Origin of the sequence: Chryseobacterium sp. W4I1 (assembly GCF_030816115.1) — a bacterium.
Taxonomy (GTDB): domain Bacteria; phylum Bacteroidota; class Bacteroidia; order Flavobacteriales; family Weeksellaceae; genus Chryseobacterium.
The window spans coordinates 136610-157982 of sequence record NZ_JAUSXQ010000001.1 but is presented as its reverse complement, the minus strand read 5'-3'; the positions used below and the strand labels follow the sequence as shown (position 1 = coordinate 157982).

Genomic DNA, 21373 nt, shown 5'->3' with positions numbered 1-21373 from the left:
AAATTCAATTAACCAAAAATAATTTTGATAATTCAAAAATTTATTTAATTTTGCAACCGATTAAAAATCAATAATGTCAACAACAATGATAAATATAATAACTTTAAGTAACCCTGTGAGAGCTGTGTACTCTGGCAGCAATCAATATTTATCTGAATAGTTCCTAGATCTTTTATTACTAAAAATATATTGAAGACCTATCTGTTCAGATGGGTCTTTTTTGCTGCCTTATTTCAGACCTCAAAACGAGGAGAATACCAAACCCGTATTCTCAAAAATCAACAATTTAAATTCAGCAAAATGAAATATAACACAAGAAATATAGGAATCATAGCGCATGTAGATGCAGGAAAAACCACTTTAACGGAAAGGCTTCTTTATTACACAGGCCTCATTCATAAGATCGGAAATGTAGACGATGGAAATACCACAATGGATAAAGATATCCAGGAGAAAAGCAGGGGAATTACCATTTCATCTGCAGCAGTTTCCACACAATGGAAGAAAGAGGAAACGGTTTATAACATTAATATCATTGATACTCCCGGACACATCGATTTCGCAGTGGAAGTCGAGCGGTCTTTAAGGGTTCTGGATAGCGTTGTGGCTGTGTTTTGTGCCTCTTCAGGGGTTCAGCCGCAAACCGAAAATGTTTGGTTCCAGGCTGAAAAACATAGAATTTCAAAGATTTGCTTCATCAATAAAATGGACAGAATTGGAGCCGATTTCTTCGCCGTTCTTAAGGAGATTGAAACGAAGCTTAATGCAGTTCCTATGGCACTTCAAATCCCGATCGGAGCTGAAGACCAGTTTGAAGGAGTGATTGATTTAATCAGACAGAAAGCTTTGTACTGGATGGATGAAAACGGAGAAACCATTATTGAAAAGGAAATTCCTGAGGATCACAAAGCGGATGCCGATGAATACAGGATGAAATTAATGGAAACCCTCGCGGAATACGATGAAACGTTCTTTGAGGTTTACATGAATCCTGAAAACAGCATTCCCGAGGAAATGATCACTGAAGCTTTGCAGAAAGTCTGCAGATCCGGAGCCGCGGTTCCTGTTCTTTGTGGTTCTGCCTTTAAAAACAAAGGGGTACAGCCTCTTTTGGATGCAATAGTTACCTATTTTCCGGCACCGGATCAACTTCCTGCTATCCAGGGTAAAGATCCCGAGACAGAAGAAGCTGTAGAATTGGCAAGAAATGAAACAGAATCTTTTTCAGGTCTTGTTTTTAAAGTCCTAATCGATAAACATGTGGGAAGACTGGCCATGCTCCGTCTGTATTACGGTACGATAAAATCCGGCGATACGGTTCTGAATGTAAGAACAGGAGAAAGTTTCAGAATATCGAGAATTCTGAAGATGCAGTCTGACAAAACGTTATCGATAGAGGAAGGAAAAGCGGGTGATATTGTGGCTTTAACAGGAATTAAGGATGCCAAAACCGGAGATTCTTTATCCGCAGTTGAGAAACCTGTCCTTCTGGAAGCGATTACCATTCCGGCTCCTGTGATCAGAGTTTCGATTGAGCCTAAAACGAATAGTGATGAGAAATCTTTCGGTTTGGTGCTGGCTAAAATTCAGGAAGAGGATCCTTCTTTAGTCGTGGAAAGAGACCGGCAGACCGGAGAAACTTTGTTGAGCGGTCTGGGCGAGCTTCACCTTGAGGTCACTCTGGAAAAGATCCGCCTGAATCATGGTATAGAAGTCAATCAGGGGAAACCTAAAGTGTCTTACCGTGAGATTTTAACGGAAACCAGGACTCACAGGGAAAAACTTTCGAAGCAGAATGGCGGAAGCGGACAGTTTGCCGATATCACTTTTGAAATCGGGCCAAGAGAAAATAATGAACCCGGATTGGAATTCATCAACCTGATCAAAGGAGGCGTGATTCCGGGTGAATTTATTCCTTCCGTAGAAAAAGGTTTTAGAGAAGCTATGGAAAACGGGCCCTTAAAAGGTTATCCTTTGGAAAGTATGAAGATCAGACTTCTGGACGGTTCTTTCCATCCTCAGGATTCTGGCGCATTTGATTTTGAAAATGCTGCGAGAGACGGATTCAGAGCGGCTGCTTTATCATGCAGTCCTAAGCTTTTGGAACCCATCATGCAGGTTGAGATCCAGAGTATTGAAGAATACACAGGTGCTGTAACTGCTGATATTAACCGGAGAAGGGGAATTATTTCATCCATTGATGAAAGATCAGGAAGAAAAATTTTCACGGCTGAAGTTCCTTTGTCCTCAACGTTCGGGTATATTTCCGATCTGAGAACGCTGACGAGTGGAAGAGCTTCAATCAGCATGAAATTATCGCACTATGCTTTGGTGCCTGATTTCATTTTCAATACATTAATAACCTAAAAAACGAGGGCTGTAAATTGATTTACAGTCCTTGTTTGGTTATTATTGGTGAAATATGAATGGTTAATTGTGAATTTTTTGCTGTAGATTTCTTTTTGCGACCGCTTTCTTTTTCTAATATATGAATGCTTTTTTATTTCTCGCTGATTGAGCAGATAACGCTGATTTCTTTCGTGGTGGCTTTCTTCTTGCTTTCTTTGACAAATTAATGTTATTCTTATCTCTCACAGATTTCTCAGATGACAGACTGTAAATCTTTTAATATTTAAATTTTTTAAATCTTTCAATCTTAAATCCCCTACTTCTCCGGCATTACTTTATAGGTAGGATCTTCCTGAATATTGACTTCAATAACTGCTTCTGCGTTTTTGAGCATTTTCCGGCAGTCTTCACTGAGGTGGCGCAGGTATAATTTTTTATTTTGCTGGCTGTATTTCTTAGACAATTTATCTAGGGCATCAATAGCACTCATATCAACGATCCTGCTTTCCCTGAAATCCACAACCACTTCATCAGGATCATTGATGGGGTCAAACTTATCTGTAAAAGCAGTTGCTGAACCAAAAAATAATGGCCCATATATTTCGTAATATTTTATGCCGTTTTCATCGATAGATTTTTTTGCGCGGATTCTTTTGGCATTATCCCATGCAAATACAAGAGCTGCGATAATAACACCCACCACCACCGCAAGCGCAAGATTATGAAGGATAACGGTAATCAGCGCTACTGTAATTCCAACAAAAATATCGGATTTGGGCATTTTGTTAACAATACGGATGGAAACCCACTGAAATGTACTTATAGCGACCATCATCATAACGCCAACTAATGCAGCCATCGGTATTCTTTCAATAAAAGGAGCACCAAACAGGATGATAAGAAGAATCATAAGGGAAGCAATAATTCCTGACAGTCTTGCTCTTGAGCCTGCATTGAGATTAACGAGGGTTTGTGCTACCATAGCGCATCCACCCATTCCTCCGAAAAACCCATTGGTGATATTGGCAATTCCCTGAGCTACAGATTCTTTGTTCGCATTTCCTTTTGAATTAGTGATCTCATCTACCATGGAAAGTGTCAAAAGAGATTCTATAAGACCCACTCCTGCCATTACAATTGCATAAGGAAAAATAATCTGCAATGTTTCTAATGTAAAAGGAATCTGAGGAATATGGAAACTTGGAAGACTTCCGCTGATATGGGCAATGTCAGCCACTGTTTTAGTAGGAATATTAAAACCTAAAACCACAGCAAACACGATAATAATTGCGACTAAAGATGCAGGAACGGCTTTAGTGATTTTTGGAAAAAAGTAAACGATAGCAATGGTAAGTGCCGTGAGCCCAACCATAATATATAAAGGAACTCCTTGGAGCCAGCTGGAAATTCCAGAACTGTCTGTTATTTTAAACTGCTCTACCTGGGCCATGAAAATAATGATCGCGAGACCATTTAAAAAACCATACATGACGGGTTGTGGAATAAGCCTTACAAATTTCCCCAGCTTAAAAATGCCTACCAGCATCTGGAAAATTCCGCCCAAGGCAACAGCCGCAAAAAGATATTCTATCCCGTGAGATTTTATCAGGGCAATCAATACGACAATGGTAGCTCCTGCTCCACCGGAAACCATCCCCGGACGCCCACCTAAAACTGCTGTAACAAGTCCCATCATAAAGGCTGCATACAGCCCGGTGAGTGGGGAAAGACCCGCCAAAATTGCAAAGGAAAGAGATTCGGGAATCATGGTCATGGCAACTGTAAAACCAGCCAGAAGTTCGTTTTTATAATTTATTTTTTTCGAAAAATCGAATAAGCTTATGGTATTTTTCATTGAACTGCAAAGGTATATACTTGAAGAATGCTATACAATTAGTATTTTATGTGTTTTTACGAACCTTAACAAAAAAAATAATTCACACTTTCGAGCATTTAATATGTTAATTTTCATTAAAATTTATTTATATAGATATTTTTTATATGTTTTTTGGGGTAAGATTCCAATTTTTATTTAAATTTGAAAAAAACAAATAGATATTAATTAAAATTCACAGAATATCATGATCTGTGAAAAAAATTAATAATAAGTATCACGAATAAAACTGCATGAAGGAGCTTAAATAGGTTATATTATTTGTACTGGAGAGCAGAAAAGAAGTATGAGACATGAAAGAGGTGCAATTAAGTAGTTGAATAAGAATACTGTGGAATGGTAAATAAGTATCTGCATATTCTTAGAATATCCATAGCCAGAAACCAATTCATTGGTGGACCATCCATAATCCCCGCCGTACAGATACTGAGTATGGCATTCATCTTATCATTCCCTCTCTTACTTTCGCTGGAATCTTCTTAGCGTCTATATTTTCAAACGACTCGTTGCTGACTGTAAGGATGTTTATTGCCTATTTATACAATTCATGATTTAACAAGAAATAGTACCCAATTAATAATGTTATATAAAGAAATTCATATAGGAAAGTTTATCAAGGAGATGGTAGATGAGAATGAGATACCAATGGATAGGATTTGTAATTTTCTAAATAAGGACGAAGGGTTTATTGACAATGTCTACAATAGTAAATCTATAGATACGGAACTGCTTTTGAGATGGAGCAAACTCCTGGAATATGATTTTTTCAGACTTTACAGCTCACATCTTATCCTGTATGCTCCACCTTCTGCAGTCAACAAGAATCAGAAGAAATCAGATAAGATCCCCTATTTCAGAAAGAATATTTATACCCAGGAGATCAAAGATTTTATTATGAAGAGGATTCTGTCGGGTGAAATGACGTATGGCGAAGTTATTAAGGAATATTCCATTCCAAAAAGCACGCTCCACCGATGGATTCAGAAAAATAATGATAATACTAACGGATAACAGAACCTATTATGCGTCCCAATTACAAGAAGATATATTATGATATGCTGAAGCTTGAACATCCGGAAAAACTGAAGGATCCAAAGATCAAAGAACTCCTGGGAAAGCTAAATACGACTGAAGATATCTTGAATTTTAATGAAAAGATTTTTGAGCAATCCAAGGAAAGCCAGATCAATAATCAGAAACTCAAAACTTACGATAAGAAAACAATGCTGAAGCTTTTGCAGTATCAGCAAAAACATGGTTTTTCTACGAGTTATATGTCCAGAAAATATAAGATCAGCAGAACAACGATTATGAACTGGAAGAAGACTTTCGAAGAGGAAATAGAACAAGCAAGCAATGCCGGCGAATAATTCGCCGGCATTTTGTAAAAGGTAATGATCAAAAAAAGTAAGGGGCTGTCGTTTCCGGATTCGAACCGGATAGCCTTGCCGGAATGACCGACTTCACTATTCTTCCCAAAATGTGTGACGATGTAACTTTCCTTTACGACACTTTTATATTAAAACAAGGCAACAGCTGAAAGTGTGTAGTCGTGCTCTAACCAACTGAGCTACTCTTCCTATGACAGACTGTGTTTTTTTAGTGGAAGAGGCAGGACTCGAACCTGCGACCCTGTCGTGATGAACGAAGTAACACTATTCTACGGCACTTGCTTATTTTTTTAATTAAAAAGAGGCAAAAGGCGAAAAGACAGACATGCACCTTTCTCCTTACTGTTATTCAGGTATATTGCATTTTTCTTAGATTTTCAGGTCTAATTTTCCGACTCGAAGTAAGCCTTTTCTACAGCACTCTTTTATTGTAGCCAAGGTTATAATGAAAGAATCTTTTCTGCGTTTTGCTCTACCTGCTGAGCTACAATCCCGTTTACAACAGGGAAGGCAGGGATCGAACCTGCGACCTAAACGTTTAACAATAGAAGTAGGATTCCAAACCGACACTTGGCTTTTTATTTTTAAATCAAGGTAATATTGAAAGGATCTTCCGTGCATTTGCTCTACCAGCTGAGCTACCTCTCCTTTTCGAGGGAAAAGGCAGGATTCGAACCTGCGACCCAATGTTTCTAAATCCCGAAGTATGATCCTAAAACGACACTTGATTATTTGTAATCAGGGCATTTGGCCAAACAGAAACTTACGACAGAGCGATACCCTTACGCCATCTGTTTCCAGAACAGGATTCGAACCTGTATTGCTGTCACCCAACGAAGCAATTCTGTTTTACGGCACCTGCTTTGTATTTTTCCAACGGGTTTTTCTGTATTTTTTCCAGTTTCTCTGGTAATTTTCCTGATATGAATTCACCGTTTCAATACCATGCGGAAAGCAATACGAACAGCCCATTTTATTTCCATACTTTAATCTTGAGATCTGTATTCCGGAAATTTTCTTTGGAAAATCAATGAGTTCGTATTCATTGATCCCGAAAGATTGTTTTAATGTTTTGAATTTTTTCATGTCTATTGAGAATTAACCTCAATACACAGTTCCTTTAAGACAAGGTTTATACATTTTCATGGTTACTTATTTTAAATATTTTATCTTTTCACTTGTACAGCATTGTTCTGTTTTTACCAGGCATCTGGCGAAAAGACGATGTTCAATGAAAAGTCGAAGAAAGTTTTTTCTTTACGGCACTGGATAAATAACAATGCAAAGTTATTTTAGAAGTGCGCATTCTTTTTACGCAGTTTATTTTTATTTGAATTTTTAAATACTAATATATAGTTTTGTTTTTTTCTCATGGCCTCTTCTGCAAATTTTTTAACGAATTAATTTTCTTCAAATCAGATATTTCCAATCTTGTCTTTTCTATTATATCTTCAGTATGTTTTTTCAACTGTTCTTGCAATAAAATTGTTGTTAGAAAATTTTGAAGATTCAAAGTTATTTCTAAGAAACTAACAATCATTAAAGCTGTTTCATTAGCATCAAACTTAATAATCGTATTATAATATAATTCAACATTATCACTGACATGTCCACTTATATTGTTTCTAATAACACTCATTTCACTTTCATATTTATACTTATTTTTGAATTTCTTTATCAGATTATTTACTTCCCTTAATTCCTCTTTTAAAAACGGATAAGTGATTGTAGAAACATCATTAAGAAATTTTCTGTGTTTATCATACGTTTTAAATGTTTCAAAAATCGTTAAATAAGCATTTTTAATCAGAAATATTTTTTCCCAGTTATTTGAAGCACCATATAACATCTTACTTATAACTGTTAAATCAAGATTAGCGATATTAACTAATGAGCTAATATCATTTAATTTTTTTACTAAATCAAACACATCAAAATCAAGGTCATCTTCAATAACTTTAAGATGTGTTTTAATGTATTCAATTAAACTATTCGTCTTTTGAAAAACATCTAATTGATTTGTAAAACTCGTAATTGACTTATTTGCAGACTCATTAAAACTTGTATTCATAATCCTGATATTAATTTAGTTATTTACAAATGACGGTTTATTTTAAAAAAGCAGTGCCTTTTACAGCACCACTTTTTTAATTAATTGTACAGCAGACTTTCTGTCTTCCACGGCATTCAACACATCGAAAACCTTATCTGACCAACCTGCAATAAGATATACGTCATTTTTTCTCACATCCAATGGCTGGTTTCCGTAACCCGCTAAATCAAATATATATAATTTCGCTTCGGGAGCTATTTTTTTATACCGATTCCAGGAATCTTCATATGAATACTTGGCATTTTTGCTGTTCCACAACTGTGTGTCGGTAAACAACATGATCTTATCTATCTTTTCTCGCTTTCCGATCAAATCTTGAATCACCAGATAACCGTTGGTAGAATACCCTACTTCACCTTCACGTTTGTAAAATGCATTGACGTTTCTCAAAATACCGCTTTTAGGCATAGAAACTCTTAGCCAGTGATCGCCGAAGATACCCGTGATCACATTTTTACATTGTGACTGCAAAATCATAGACATCAATAATCCGATATCGTAACGCAATACTTTACTTTTAGGAGAAACAGGCTGTTGCATAGAACCTGAAACATCTGCGGCGATCACCACCGAAGTGTCAAAACCAAAACCTTTGATATTTTTCGCACTCACCATCACCGCATCTTCCAATGCTTCTAAAACAGATGACAGATAAGGTGATTTCATAGCCTTCAATTCTCTGTAAGCCGCTAAAAATCTGAACGGAAGCTGCTTTGAATTGATGACCGCTTTTTCATTAGATAAATAGCTGCAGACTTTAGCCATCACACCAGAGGAAACTTCTGAGTCCAAAATATTTCGCAGGTTTCTCAGCGTCGCCATATACCCCAGCTTATTGCTCAGGATCAATTCTTCCCACTTATTTTTAAAAGCCAGCTTTTTTTCAGCTTCATCTGCAAACTTGGTCTGACCTAATACAGAAAGTTCAACTTCCCACGTGTAGGGAGTTTCCAAAGTATCACCCACAATTTTATTAAAAACAGCCTGTTGATTTCTATCTTTTGCTTTTGGGTGAACCAGAAACAATGCATCCCTAAGTGTTACTTCTGCCTTTCTGTTGTATTTTGCAAACTGATATTCATCAAATTTATTGAAAGACTTCGCAAGACCTTTCTGGATTTGCTTTGAAAGTCTGTTCAGTTTTTTCATTTCTGTTCTTTCATTCGTCGTTTGATAGTACGCCAAAAGTTCAGTGATCTCATCCGCTCTATGGATAACACCATCAACCGTTCTGCTGATTAAGTCTGTACCGGAGGTTTGTTTTGCCAATTCGGCAGTCAATACCAATGGAATGGAACGCAAGTACATATCTTTCCTTGCATACACCGCCAGCTTTGCTACGAATTCCGGATCGTTTTTTTTAATCAGAGACTGAATTCTTACCAACCTATCGCTCCCTTTTTCATAAGAAGTTCTGGATAATCCTGTTGTAACAACAGCACTGTATAATTCTTCAGCAGGTGTCATGGTAAATGCCTTTGCACCTTCGTAGTTCATTACGGTATTCTTTTCTTTGTTTAAAAAATTAAATTTCATGAGTTACTGTTTTTGTTAAACATTTCTTGAGTCGTCTTTCCTCTCTTATTTCTGATGCAAAGTAAAAACAGTATTACGCATTCTTTTTGCGTAGATAATTTTTATCGGATTTTTTATTTTTTTATGTTGAAGAAATATTTATTTTTTTATTTTATCCGTATTGGAAGACTTTGAAGGGTATTTTTTAACCATAGATTTCACAGATGTACACGGATAATTGTGTTATTTTTAGAAAATATTGTGTTGTTTGTGTTTAAGTGTATAGTTTTGGCTAAAGCCTGATCAATGCCATACATCTTGTAAGCGGGCTAAAGCCCGCTCCTATTGATCTTTAACGGTAAGACTTTTATCTTATCTTTTACATAAAAACTTTCTATCATTCATTTCTGTTAAAGGAATCAGTAAATCCACATGATGCAGATGATGTTGCTTAGTTTTGTAACAATTAAGAAATAAATTATGATCAAAGGATTATATGAAACCCATGTTCAGGTAAGCAGTTTAGAAAATTCCATCCGGTTTTATACAGAAGTATTGGGATTGAAACTGGCTCATATGGATGAGAAACGTCCCATTGCATTTTTGTGGATCGGTGAAGGCAAAGATTTTATGCTGGGATTGTGGGAACAAAAAGAAAATCTGCAGCCAAGACATTTTGCTTTCTCCAGCAGCAAAGAAGATATTTTAAATTATTCCGTAGATTTTTTGAAAAACAAAGATCTGAAGCCTTATAACTTCCTGAAAGACGGCATAGATGAGCCTATGGTTTTTGCATGGATGCCTGCTCTGGCTATTTATTTCAATGATCCGGACGGCAATCAACTTGAGTTTATTTCTATCCTTGAAGGTGAAGGAAAACCCGAACTGGGTGTTATTTCTTACGAAGAATGGATGAAACATCAATAAATAAAAAGGACAGACTTATTTTCAAGCTGTCCTTTTTTATTAAGTATGTACTAATTTCTTTACGGCAAGAACATGTTTGCAAGGTCCTCTTTCGCCCTGGTATTTACTGAACCATTCACAGGTACAGCGCTCTTTACCATTATCGATAATTACAGTATGATGTACTCCGGTTCCTTCTACTCTGGCTTCTGTTCTGGCTAAACTTTTATTTAAGATCTCCACCTTTCGTTCTGCAATAAGCTTTTCTGCATTTTTCATCCTTGGATTCAATCCGATAATCCGGTTAAGTTTAAAAGGCAATCTTCGGTAGAAAAATCCATGATCATCAAGATCGTAGCCTAAAAGTCCCATGGCAGCCAGTCTTCCTGTAAGGTTATCTGTTGTTTTAAGACTTATATTTTCCTCCACAGCAAAAGTGAAAGGATTAAAAGACTGATTCGCATAAGCATATTTATCCAGTGCATCAATCCATTCATCGGAAATATCATCGATCAGGCTGTCTAAAACAGCTCCCTCTCCGGAAAAGCCTCTCCAACTTTCCCTTGACAATGAAAAGCTGAATCTTATGTTTCCCATATACAACTGCCACGTGGTAGACTGCATATCAACATGCGAAAATACCTGCATCTGATCAATATAAGGTAAAAGAGATTCCAGAAGTCTCAGTCTGTGAAGCCCTCCAATACATACGGCATCTGCCGATTTTACGGGTGAAAACATCGGTTTATTTCCTCTGATAATCAAATAATAATCTGATTTCACAATGCCTTTCGGTATTCCCCTGAACAGCTGCTGAGTCTGAATTTTATTGAAGCAGAGCCTTTTTTCTGATTCAGAAAGATAAATCTGAACGGTACTAAGTCCTTTGATCCATTTTACAGGCAGCGGAACTTTTCTTTCCACGATTTTTTCTTCTTCTTTGTAAAGTCCTACTTCTTTTTCTCCCACAGAAAGCATTATTTTCTCATTGGACCGAATGCTTCCCAACGCAGTAATCATCGGCTGATTAAAATCTACATTCGTAGTTCCATTTTCCAGGAACTCACCATGAAGTCCGTCAGGTAACACATCTACTCTTGCGTACACTCCTGCACAATGGGAAAACCCCTCAAAACGAAGCCTGTTGTTTCCTGCAGTAGCAATAGGATCTTTAAGCAATGCCAACTGAAACGGAGACATATTGAAACTGGATTTCACAATATTTGAAAGTGTGATGAGGCACCGTGCCAATATAAACGGCTGCCTCACATCGCCCCAGAAAAAACAGGGAGCATCAGCATTCTTCTGAATTTCACTGTACCTGGACAGAAATAATTCTTCAGATGCATCTTTTTTTATCAAAGACGATGGTCTCTGATAATTGTAAATTAGCATATCTTCCATAATTTATTTTTTTAGAAGAAGATTGCAGATTTTTTTCAGACTGGAATTTTCCTTCCAGATGTTCAGTTTTTCTTTTAAGTTTTTATCAGCTTCTGACTGGTTTAGGGCCAAAACTTCATGATAAATATCTAATATCTTTTTAAGATTGGTAACAGGATTTTCCATCTGGAGCAGCATGTGGGTAAGAAGCTGCTCCAGCGCTAAATTATGATCCTTACTGACATTGAGCATCTGATGCTGTACAAGATCTGTAAATCTTTTGACAGGTGCCCACTCCAGCTTCTCATGCAGGCCTATTACCTGTCCCAGACGTGCATTATCCATTACTTTATAAGAAACATGCTCCAGCCATATTTCAGCTGCTGTTCCACGAATAACTTTGTCCCCATCAAGAAGGATGGTTCCCCCAGAAAGAGATATCCCATAGCATCCAGGGGCTTTTTCATCTGATGCAGAGCCTGAGCTGTATTCAGGACAAGGTTTCTTTCATAAACCTCTGCTATTCCGGAGTAGAAGAGACAGTTTTTAACAATCTTTGCCAATATATTTCCCAGGGTATTGGGAAAACTCCAGATGAAGCACGGAATTTCGGAAAAATGTTTTTGTTCTGCTATAAAATATTCTAAAAAGAGGTGATCTTTTCTCTTTTCAAAATGATATACAGGGATGAAAATATTGAGCTCAACAGGATAATAGGAGTTCTTTTTACTGTCAATCGTTTTCCAATCATAAATACCGGTCAAAAATTCTTTTGGAATGGTATTGTAGCCGAAGCTTTTAAATTCTTCAAAGACTCTTTCCGGGGATCGGGTAATTCCAGCTGTCATCCACCATGACGGATGTTCAAATATTCCTTTTGGAGCTGCATTTTTATCAAAAAAGAAAAGAAGAAGATCTTTATATTCGCCTTTTAATTTTTTTTCGGCCAGCTTAAGAATATCTGAAGTTCTTTCCAGGGAACAGCGTTGTAAAGCAAGCTGCACATCAAGATCATCAGGTATTCTGTTTTCGTTCTGGTATATTTCAAATCGTTCAATCAAAACTTCAGGGTTTATCCAGCATGGCTCATGGGTTACTGTAGACAGCAACGGGATTTTATCTCCTGAAATTATTTTATTAAAAACAAGTACAGCAATATGCTTGAACGGCTCCATAGCCAAGCCTCCGGCATAGATATCTTCAGTAGCTTCCAGTTTTTTATGATAATTGAAATAAGATTCCTTTGTAGCTTCATCCTCTCTGGTCTTTTTATATATCTTCTCCACATTCTTAAGCTGAACAGGAAATTTTTCTAACAGTGAAAGCCCATAATTAATGATAAGATTGCACAATAACATATTGAATTGATGCGCTTCCCATTTCATTATGGTTTTACAGGCTTTTTGAAATACAGGTTCAAAAAGTTTAACAGATTCATCATCGGCTTTATCAGCAAAACGGACAAGCCCCGCTAATGCCAGATCGTAATAGTAAGTTCCTGGATTTTCTATGGCCTGTGGAAGGAAAAACATCAGGTCTTCAAAGCTTTCCGGCCCATGCAAGAGACTTTCTTCACTAATAAGCTCTAGTTTTTCAGGCTTAACAATATCAAGTTCCGATTGTTTATCTTCAATATAAGAAGACAGCATAGGTCTGATATTAGTCAGAATATTATCTGAGTAATCAGACAGTGCTTCCTTCATTTCTTCTGAAACAGGAATATACTTCTGAATGATTTTCGCCGCCTTGTTCTGTATACTTTCGTCTTTGCTTACAAATGCCGCACTCAAAGCCATTCCGAGATTTTCTGTGTCTTTTTTCTTTTTCTGAAAGATCTTTTCCGTTACGGCCAGGCTGGCTGCCACAACTGTTTTTACCTCTGAACTCAAGAGATTAGGAAGGAAATGTGAATATTCACTGGTTTTAAAATTGAGGATCAGGAACTATTTTCTTCAGGTGAGCTAGTATTGTATTGACCGCTTTTGACTGTACAGACGCAAGCCCTGCCATCAAGTGATCCTGAAGCATGATAAGTTCTTCATCAGAAGGTTTAAGAACATTGAATGCATCCATAAACCATCCTGTCACATTTTTATTAAAATTTCTATTCGCTGCCAAAAGACATTCTTTCAGGAATCTTTTTCTCTCAATTTTATCATCTGCAATCAGCTTTTGAACCAAAGGCATCCATTCTCTGGTAAAAGGAAGTGATTTTGAAGGAAATTCACACAAGTACCAAAAGTGTGTTTCCAGTGTTTCCGGATATTTTTCGAGATCGGATGGCTGATGGCTTAGGTGATATCCAAGAAGCTCAGGTCTGGGCTGTACATACCCTTTCGCTGTCCAGTCTAAAATGTCGTGATAATCAAAAGCTGTAAATTCCGCATCAATGGAGTCATTGATAAAATCTGAGAACCAGTATGGACATCCCCATTCCAGGATGGTGCTTGCCTGTTCCTTGTCTCTGAAAAGGCTCCAGTAATTTTTACCGTAATGCTTCTGATCCATACAGACAAATGATGCGATATCAATAATAGAATGCTGGTCTGCAGAACCGGCAGTATGATATGAATTTTTAGTCATTACGACCTTACTGATCTCTCTGTCCAGCTTTTTTATGGTAGGAATCAGGGTTTTCTTTTCTTCTGCTGTAAGCTGCTTCAGAAAAGGAATAATTTCATGTTTTCTTTCCTCATTAAGGATCTCATAAAGTCTTTCTTTCATTTGTTTTTAATTTGATACTAATTTTTCAGGTTATTATTGTTTTTCCATTCATTTAACCTCCTGGCTACAGCATGATCAGTTTAGGACTGATTAAGAGCAAGCAGCTCAACATAGATCTTTAGCCTTTTTTAAAATTAAAAACAGGCTGACCTATTGTTAAAAGGATGGATAGTACTAGTTTTTTTAAAGCCCGGTTGTAACTGGTATTCAGACCTATATTGCTTAGCCTTCTTTTGAGTCTTTTGACCGGAAGAATTCCGAAACTGATTTTTTGACGGATCATTATTCCTACTGCCTTAGTGTCAAAATTATCCGGAATTATCTTATGAATTAGCGCTTCAAAAGCTGTACCAGAGATGGTTTTAGGGTCAGTCATACCACTAAACATGGAAATGTAGCCATGGCCACAGTCTTTCTTTAAATATCTCTTTAAAATGACTGCAGACTCTGTCTTTTTTTGGGCCGGCTTTATAGGAAAAGGTATAATTTCCTTGATCTTGTAGTCTAAATAAATCCTCTTCAATTTATCCTCAATAAACATAATTCCAATATTGGGGACTAAAATAATAAAAATCGATTGACTTTCAATTAATTATCCCCCATAAAGCAAATTTTTTAACAAAAAATTATGCTTTCAGGAGCAGTTCTGCAGGTATTTCAGAATAAAAGTTAAAATGCCTTTTCCTCTAAATTATTCTGGAAAAATGATTATTAATATGATCATGAAAATCCTTACTCTCAGACTGTTCTAAATCAGGATTTATTCTGTTTTTATATTCTGCTAATCTTACTCTGATTAATATCTAAATAAATATGGCAGACCTTAATGCCTGCCATGTTATGATCCTTATTCTTTTTTATTTTGTGAAAATCTCTTTCAGCTGGGAAACGATGTTGCTGTTTCCGGAAACGGTAATATCACCAATCTTTTCTGCGATTTTTTCCATATATTCCATTTCTTTCAGCTTCCATAAAACTTCATTTTCTTCCATCAGTTTTGCGGTATTCAGCAAACTTCTTGTGGAAGCCGTTTCTTCACGACGCGTAATGCTGTTGGCCTGAGCTTTTTTCTCAGCGATCAAAACCTGATTCATAATTTCCTTCATTTCACCGGTTAAAATCACATCACGGATACCCGCATCAAAAGCTCTGATTCCTAAATCACCGGCTTTTTCACCCAGATTCTCAAGAATTTCTTTTCCTACGGAATCTTTTTTAAGCAACAGTTCATCCAATGTCAAAGCTCCTACAAACTCACGCAATGCCAGTTGCATCAGAATATATAATTGCTTATCATATTCTTTATTTTCCATCAGTGCTTTTTCGATACTCTGTACCTGAAAACTCACATAAAAATTGATTCTTAGCATCGCTTTATCCTTAGTCAAAAGCTCCTGTCCTGCAATTTCCATTTGCTGCATTCGCATATCAACCGTGTTGACATCGATGGAAATTTCATTATTCCAAAAACTGTAGGTTCCCGCTTCCAGAGTGTTCAACAATCTACCGCCAATGATCAATAGTCCTTTATACTGATTCGGTACGACAAATTTTCTTACATAATGTCTCAGCCTTGCATTTTCCAGGATGGTATTCGGGATATCCTCAGTGATTTCAACTTTCGTTAAATCCACTTTCTGGAAAGCTCTTTCTGTAATATCCATCCAGAATGCATATTGCCCAACGTTCAGAACATCTTTTAAAGTACTGTTTTCATACATCAAAAGGATTTCACCATCTTTTACCTCCACGATTTTCAAAAGGTTTTTCAGGGTTTCATTTTTTAGTAAAGCAGCTACATTTTCATGCGTTCCAAATTGGGATTTTATTTCAAAGTTGGGATCGATTAATTTAACCTCAACTGAAATATCATTGTTCCAGAAGGAATAAATACCACTTTCCAATATATGAGTTAATTTTCCGTCAATTAACAATAAACCTTTATAGTGATGAGGCACAAGAAACTTTCTTACAAAGCTTTTCACCTTTATATTTTCCAGGATTGTTTTAGAAATTTCTTCCGGGATTTCAATCTTTGTTAAGTCGACTTTCTGAAATTTTCTGTTGACCATTCCTTTCCAGAACGCATATTGTCCAACTGTTAAAACATCTTTAAAAGTTCCGTTTTCATGAACTAAAATAATTTCTCCGTCTTTCACTTCTACCGTTTCCAAAAGGTTTTTCAGGATTTCATTTTTCAACAGAATCGGTAAATCTTCACCGGTTTCAAACCTTGATTTCATCTCATAGATCGTGACCGATTTATTTCCGAAGAGATAATGATTACCTTCTTTGAGAACTTCAATTAAGTTTCGGTTTTTGAAGACCAAACCCATTTGGTAGGCTTTAATATGTACATTTTTTATCATTTTATTATATTTTAAGGATTATTATTTCCAATTAAAAAGAGAAACCGAGTTTCTTTCTTCCAAAAAATGGCGGAAGCAAAGGAGTTTCAAAAAGCTCCAATCATTTCAAAATACTGTTTCTTAAACTTCTTTTCCAATCCGTAAGATCTTGGGCGTGTCCCAGGCCACCGCTGAAAGCAACAACCCGGGTCGCTACGTTCACTGCTATCTTTTTTGCGTACAAAAAAGGATATCCGTTACCATCGCTCACGCGGAAAACCGTCCTTACCAGAAAATTCCGTTCAATTGGGGTATTCTTCAACTGAATTTCACTTTCAGAAAAAATCTTTCTTACTGGCTTTTTCAAAAATGTTGATTCAACAACTGAAAAAACTCAGGTTTTCTCTATAGGAATGTTTTTAAAGAAAAACATTAAAAACTCTGTAAAAAATAGATTTTCAGTCTATCTTCAACTACATGGGAAGTGTAGTGCTCTAACCGCCTGAGCTATCTCAATCTAATTGAGAGAAGGAGTCGAACCTTCGCAAAAAAACTATTTACTCTAACCTGACTGAGTTATATTTCCCTGAAGGAAACAGAAGGATTCGAACCTCCGTACAATAGCTAATGGTAGAAGTTTTTTGGTTAACTCCTCAAACCTTCGGACCAAGCTGAACAGAACGAAAACAATGTTTTTCAACAAATTCTTCTGCAATGGTGTTATACAGAAACACACAATCTGCCTTGCCTGATATTTTAACTGAAATCTGTTTTCCAAATTTCAGTGCTGTTTCATTTTGATAATGCAAAGTAAAAGGTATATTACGCAATCATTCTGCGTAGAAAATAAAATTTGATAAAAAATAAAAAAGACAGTTTCAAAATATGAAACCGCCTTGCGTTGTCTGATAAAGTTTATAATAAAACTTCCTTAAGAAAGAGATCCCTCTTATATGTCCTCCTGTAAAATATCCAAAATTCCGGAAACTTGAGAATCTTTATCCGCAAAATATAATTTCAATTCCTGATAAACAAATTCTTTAATTTCAGTTTGAACTTCTGGAGTTCCTAACTTCCATCTTGTTGCGCCTAAATAGGTTAACTCACCTGTTACTGAAGCATAAAGAAAAAGATGTTTTTGAAGTTTTACAGTTTTAATACTTAATTTCAGGCTTCTTTTTGAAGATTCTTCATTTAAAAATTTCTTAAGACCTTGAAAAATTCCATCCAGTAATGAGCCTCCTAAAACTGTTTCTTTATAGTTCGCATATATTTTTAATTTAGGTTTTACCCAATAACTACTTACAAATGCCAGGGCAAGTGAATAGGAAAACTCCGTCTTTTTCTCAAAGTTCAGTTTAAAAACTGATGAATAATAAAAAAAAATTTTCTCCAATTCGTAATCAATTATTTCGGACAAGCCTTTTGGGTAATGGAAAATATTAATTTGTTTTTCATTTTTGGACTGATCGATACTTTTAATTTTTAATTGACTGTTTAAAAATGAAAATCGTCTCAATAAATTATTGAGTAAATCATAATTTAAAATTACATCTTGAAAAATTTCTTTATCTGGTATAAATTCAATTTTTATTCTATTAAAGTCGGCATCCTGAACATCTTCTAAAACTTCGGGATTTCCTTTTTCAGATCTAAAAGCAAGTACACCATTAATCTCAATCCTTGTGTATTTAGATAAAGCAACAATTCCTGCCAGTGATAAATAAAAATTTTCGTTTTTATAATCATGAAGATGTTTCAAAGCATCTAAAAAAGGAAGAAAAGTTTTGATACCAGAAACTTCTATTGTTAATTGATTCTTCTTTTTGAGTAAAAAAGTTATCTCATAGATACCAAAATTTTATAAAATCTTCAATTAAATAACTTAGCAATTCCTGATAACCGTAGTGATTTAAAGCACCGATATACATTCCGGGACGTTTTCTGATGTGCTCTAAAATATTAAGTTTTTCAATCATAATTTAAATTCGAAATAAACTTAAATATACGATTTTAGAGCCGAATTATTCACTTCTAATTATGCTTTTTGAAGGCACCAATGCAAGATCTTCGCAATATTCTTCGCATCATCCACTCCTCTATGATGTGTACCTTCCAGCTTAAGATTTAACTCACCTAAAGCTCTGCTCATGCCTACACTTTTTCTTACCGTAGGATGCAGCTGCCCGAACAATGTTTTCACATTGATATGGTCATCACTCAAAGGATAATCCACATTGAATCTTCTGGCTTGGTTTTGCAACATATTCAGATCATAGTTGCCATAGCTTGCCCATGTCAGGTCCTCAGAATCGTATTCTGCCCTAAGGATATCTAGAGCATCTTCCAGCATGATGCCTTCATCATCCAACATATTTTGTGTAATGGAAGTCAGTTCCGAACAGAAAGGACTCACCTTTGAATACTGTGGTTTCACTAAAATGCCTTCATTTTTGGAGATCTTGCCGGTTGCTGCATTCATGATGCACACACCAATTTCGATGATCTCGCTTTCCTGGCCTCTGGGCGGTCTGTCGTTCCAGCAGGTGGCTTCGAGGTCTATAATTAATATATTTTCTGTTGTTTTCATTTTTTTAATAATTTGTTTGTTTAATTTTTACTACATTTTTTTAACCACGGATTACACGGATTTGCACAGATGATTATGCTTATTTGTGAAGATTATTATTGGTATTTGTGTTTAAGAAAATCAATTCTTTTGTAGTTTAAATTTTTAATTAATTTTCGTGAAGTGCTTTATAAAAAGCAGTTTCAATTTCAATAACATCAGTTTCCGTATATCGTCTTGAAAAATGAATGGGAATAGCTTTCTTCACCTGACATTCTTTCATGATCTGTCCTGATGCAGAAGCAAAGCTGTGATAATTAAGCTTCGCAAACTCCTGATCAGAATCTTTATAAAAACTTTCGATATATACGAGATCTGCCTCACTGAACACCGCTTTCATCTTTTCATAATTTTCCTGATCTGCCGCATGATCCATGATTACCCCAAGCCTGTAACCTTGATTTCTGGTCAGTAAATAAAACAGATCAGATGCTTTGTAAGCGGTTCCCTCAATATCAATTTCCTTATCCTCATCATTATTTTCAAAAGCCATTTTCAGTTCGCTGATCCATTTTCCTTTTCCGAAGCCGGAAGCCTCTTCATGAAAGGTGACTGAATCCTTTTCTTTAAACAGATACGCAATGGAATCTGTTTTATGATCAAGAATGGCAAACTCTACTTTTACCTGATCATCTTCAAAAAGAAAATTCTGCGTCTTGATCAGTTCCAGGTTCCAGTGCGGTGGACGGAGGATATAAACATTAATTTCTTCAGGGGAAACGATTTCGCGGATTTCATATTCAATGGCTTTTTCATCGATCAGGTTCCATGTGTAAGATTTTAATCTCGCTTCAATCTGATGATGGATATTTTTCGGGCCGCAGATGACAACTCTTTCTCCGCCACCAATCTGATGTCTGAAAATTCCGTCAAAATTTGAAAAATGGTCAATGTGTGTATGACTGATGAACACCGCTGAAACGGACTGTATTTCTTTTACGGTAAGCAAGCTTGCCTCACCGCAGTCACACAAATAATGTTTTCCTGTATTTGCAATTTTTATTAATATGCTGATGTCTTCTCTCAAAAGACTTTTTATTTCTGCCTGTATCATTGTATTAGTTTTTAAACATAAAAAAGTTCCGGTAAAAATATACCGAAACTAAACTTTAAGAGTCATCAACTCTTCTTTTATAAAATCAATCACTAAAGTATTCAACTTTTTGTTGATTCTTTTTTGTTCGTCTTTTTCCACTGAAGTGAAAGCATCCGGAAAATCTTTTCCAAAGTCTTCCAAAATATCCTGAGCAAAAAGACCTATGATCTTGCCTATCATTTTGGGTTCAAATTCTCCCACCTTGCTCACCACATTATGCAACCTGTTGACTGTAGCATACCTTTGAATTTCTTCCCAGATATTCTGAGCATTTTCTAAAAAATCTGCCGGTTTTTGGACGTCTTTACGGTCTTTTTTAACCATTTTAGATCTTTCGACCCACTTATCATTCTTGTTTTTAAGAATGACTCTGGCGCCGTTTCCAAAATATCTGGTTTTCAAAGTTTTGACAATCGTTCCTTCGCACATATTGTTCTCCATTTCGGGTAAGCCAAGCCAAGCCGGAATTTTAGAGTCAAATACATTCGGGAATCTCAAAGCATCTTCCAAACTACCCTGGAATAAAACCTTTGCGTAGAAAAATCCGGTTTCCTCAAAAATATGATTCACCACATCAGTGTCCAAATAAGTAGTACCGTTCAACTTAATATCGAATCCATAGAATTCGTTATGAGGCGCGTATTCAATACCTTTTTGTACTTTGATAGCATCTTTTACAGGTTCTACTTCTGTATGTTTGTAGCCACCTCCGAATAGTTCACCGTAGATCACTACTGTTTCTAATTCCGGGTGAATGGTTTTCACTTTTTGGAACAAATCAATTACATTTTTTCTGTAACGTTCTAAAATAAGGTGTGCGTTGTAAAATTTTTCATCCTTTTCAATAAATGCGGTTCTCTTCGCAATTTTAATTTCCTTTCCATCGGTAAAGAAAGAGATTGGCACCGTGAACCTTTTCCTGCACAATGAAAATCTCATCCCCAAAACCCTGCAACCTGATCTGATCGATCACGCAGGTTTGGTAAGCGTTTTCTATAGAGTTATATGTTTTGAAAATCATTTTT

20 protein-coding genes are annotated in these 21373 nt (G+C 36.1%); 4 read left to right on the top strand and 16 right to left on the bottom strand.

Features of this window, described 5'->3' with window-relative positions:
• Positions 1 to 300 precede the first annotated feature (300 nt).
• Positions 301 to 2367, top strand: coding sequence for an elongation factor G (gene fusA, locus QF044_RS00805; RefSeq protein WP_307262523.1), 2067 nt, complete (start codon positions 301 to 303; stop codon positions 2365 to 2367).
• A 298-nt stretch (positions 2368 to 2665) separates the two neighbouring features.
• On the opposite strand, the gene QF044_RS00800 is transcribed toward fusA, so the two are convergent.
• Positions 2666 to 4204, bottom strand: coding sequence for a SulP family inorganic anion transporter (locus QF044_RS00800; protein ID WP_307262521.1), 1539 nt, complete (start codon positions 4202 to 4204; stop codon positions 2666 to 2668).
• Positions 4205 to 4822: 618 nt separating this feature from the next.
• On the opposite strand from QF044_RS00800, the gene QF044_RS00795 reads away from it, so the two are divergent.
• Positions 4823 to 5254, top strand: coding sequence for a transposase (locus QF044_RS00795; RefSeq protein ID WP_307262518.1), 432 nt, complete (start codon positions 4823 to 4825; stop codon positions 5252 to 5254).
• 11 nt (positions 5255 to 5265) lie between these two features.
• Positions 5266 to 5613 (top strand): helix-turn-helix domain-containing protein, encoded by a 348-nt coding sequence (locus QF044_RS00790; RefSeq protein ID WP_307262516.1) that lies wholly within the window; start codon positions 5266 to 5268, stop codon positions 5611 to 5613.
• 870 nt (positions 5614 to 6483) lie between these two features.
• Here the strand turns inward: QF044_RS00790 and QF044_RS00785 are convergent.
• From QF044_RS00785 to QF044_RS00775, 3 genes are all read right to left on the bottom strand, one after another.
• Positions 6484 to 6720: a phosphate ABC transporter substrate-binding protein gene (locus QF044_RS00785; RefSeq protein WP_307262514.1), complete on the bottom strand. Its 237-nt coding sequence runs from the start codon at positions 6718 to 6720 to the stop codon at positions 6484 to 6486.
• A 283-nt stretch (positions 6721 to 7003) separates the two neighbouring features.
• Entirely contained in the window at positions 7004 to 7705 is a 702-nt protein-coding gene (locus QF044_RS00780; RefSeq protein ID WP_307262512.1) for a hypothetical protein, read from the bottom strand.
• A 60-nt stretch (positions 7706 to 7765) separates the two neighbouring features.
• A complete protein-coding gene (locus QF044_RS00775; protein ID WP_307262509.1) occupies positions 7766 to 9283 on the bottom strand; it encodes a TROVE domain-containing protein in 1518 nt (505 codons plus the stop codon).
• Positions 9284 to 9742: 459 nt separating this feature from the next.
• On the opposite strand from QF044_RS00775, the gene QF044_RS00770 reads away from it, so the two are divergent.
• Positions 9743 to 10189 carry a VOC family protein gene (locus QF044_RS00770; RefSeq protein WP_307262507.1) on the top strand — a complete coding sequence of 149 codons (447 nt, stop codon included), beginning with the start codon at positions 9743 to 9745 and terminating at the stop codon, positions 10187 to 10189.
• A gap of 39 nt (positions 10190 to 10228) precedes the next feature.
• Here QF044_RS00770 and QF044_RS00765 read toward each other — a convergent pair whose 3' ends face one another.
• From QF044_RS00765 to QF044_RS00710, 12 genes are all read right to left on the bottom strand, one after another.
• Positions 10229 to 11572, bottom strand: a complete 1344-nt coding sequence (locus QF044_RS00765) for an SWIM zinc finger family protein (protein ID WP_307262504.1) — start codon at positions 11570 to 11572, stop codon at positions 10229 to 10231.
• 3 nt (positions 11573 to 11575) lie between these two features.
• Positions 11576 to 11920, bottom strand: a complete 345-nt coding sequence (locus tag QF044_RS00760; protein ID WP_307271892.1) for a DUF6493 family protein — start codon at positions 11918 to 11920, stop codon at positions 11576 to 11578.
• Complete coding sequence (locus tag QF044_RS00755; RefSeq protein WP_307262501.1) at positions 11896 to 13440, bottom strand: DUF6493 family protein; 1545 nt, start codon at positions 13438 to 13440, stop codon at positions 11896 to 11898. Before QF044_RS00755 ends, QF044_RS00760 begins: the two co-directional genes overlap by 25 nt.
• Before the next feature lie 34 nt (positions 13441 to 13474).
• Entirely contained in the window at positions 13475 to 14275 is an 801-nt protein-coding gene (locus tag QF044_RS00750; protein ID WP_307262499.1) for a DUF6493 family protein, read from the bottom strand.
• 118 nt (positions 14276 to 14393) lie between these two features.
• Entirely contained in the window at positions 14394 to 14816 is a 423-nt protein-coding gene (locus tag QF044_RS00745) for a hypothetical protein (RefSeq protein ID WP_307262497.1), read from the bottom strand.
• A 316-nt stretch (positions 14817 to 15132) separates the two neighbouring features.
• Complete coding sequence (locus tag QF044_RS00740) at positions 15133 to 16644, bottom strand: slipin family protein (protein WP_307262495.1); 1512 nt, start codon at positions 16642 to 16644, stop codon at positions 15133 to 15135.
• Positions 16645 to 16744: 100 nt separating this feature from the next.
• On the bottom strand, positions 16745 to 16990 hold the full coding sequence (locus QF044_RS00735) for a hypothetical protein (protein WP_307262493.1): 246 nt from the start codon (positions 16988 to 16990) through the stop codon (positions 16745 to 16747).
• A 582-nt stretch (positions 16991 to 17572) separates the two neighbouring features.
• Positions 17573 to 18385, bottom strand: a complete 813-nt coding sequence (locus QF044_RS00730) for a hypothetical protein (RefSeq protein WP_307262491.1) — start codon at positions 18383 to 18385, stop codon at positions 17573 to 17575.
• A 276-nt stretch (positions 18386 to 18661) separates the two neighbouring features.
• On the bottom strand, positions 18662 to 19213 hold the full coding sequence (locus tag QF044_RS00725; RefSeq protein WP_307262489.1) for a 3'-5' exonuclease: 552 nt from the start codon (positions 19211 to 19213) through the stop codon (positions 18662 to 18664).
• Between the two features lie 148 nt (positions 19214 to 19361).
• Positions 19362 to 20306 (bottom strand): peptidase, encoded by a 945-nt coding sequence (locus QF044_RS00720; RefSeq protein ID WP_307262486.1) that lies wholly within the window; start codon positions 20304 to 20306, stop codon positions 19362 to 19364.
• A gap of 48 nt (positions 20307 to 20354) precedes the next feature.
• Positions 20355 to 21254 (bottom strand): RNA ligase family protein, encoded by a 900-nt coding sequence (locus QF044_RS00715; protein ID WP_307262484.1) that lies wholly within the window; start codon positions 21252 to 21254, stop codon positions 20355 to 20357.
• The gene (locus QF044_RS00710) at positions 21217 to 21369 is read right to left on the bottom strand and encodes a hypothetical protein (RefSeq protein ID WP_307262482.1); all 153 of its coding nucleotides are present in this window, start codon (positions 21367 to 21369) and stop codon (positions 21217 to 21219) included. Before QF044_RS00710 ends, QF044_RS00715 begins: the two co-directional genes overlap by 38 nt.
• Between the last annotated feature and the right edge of the window lie 4 nt (positions 21370 to 21373).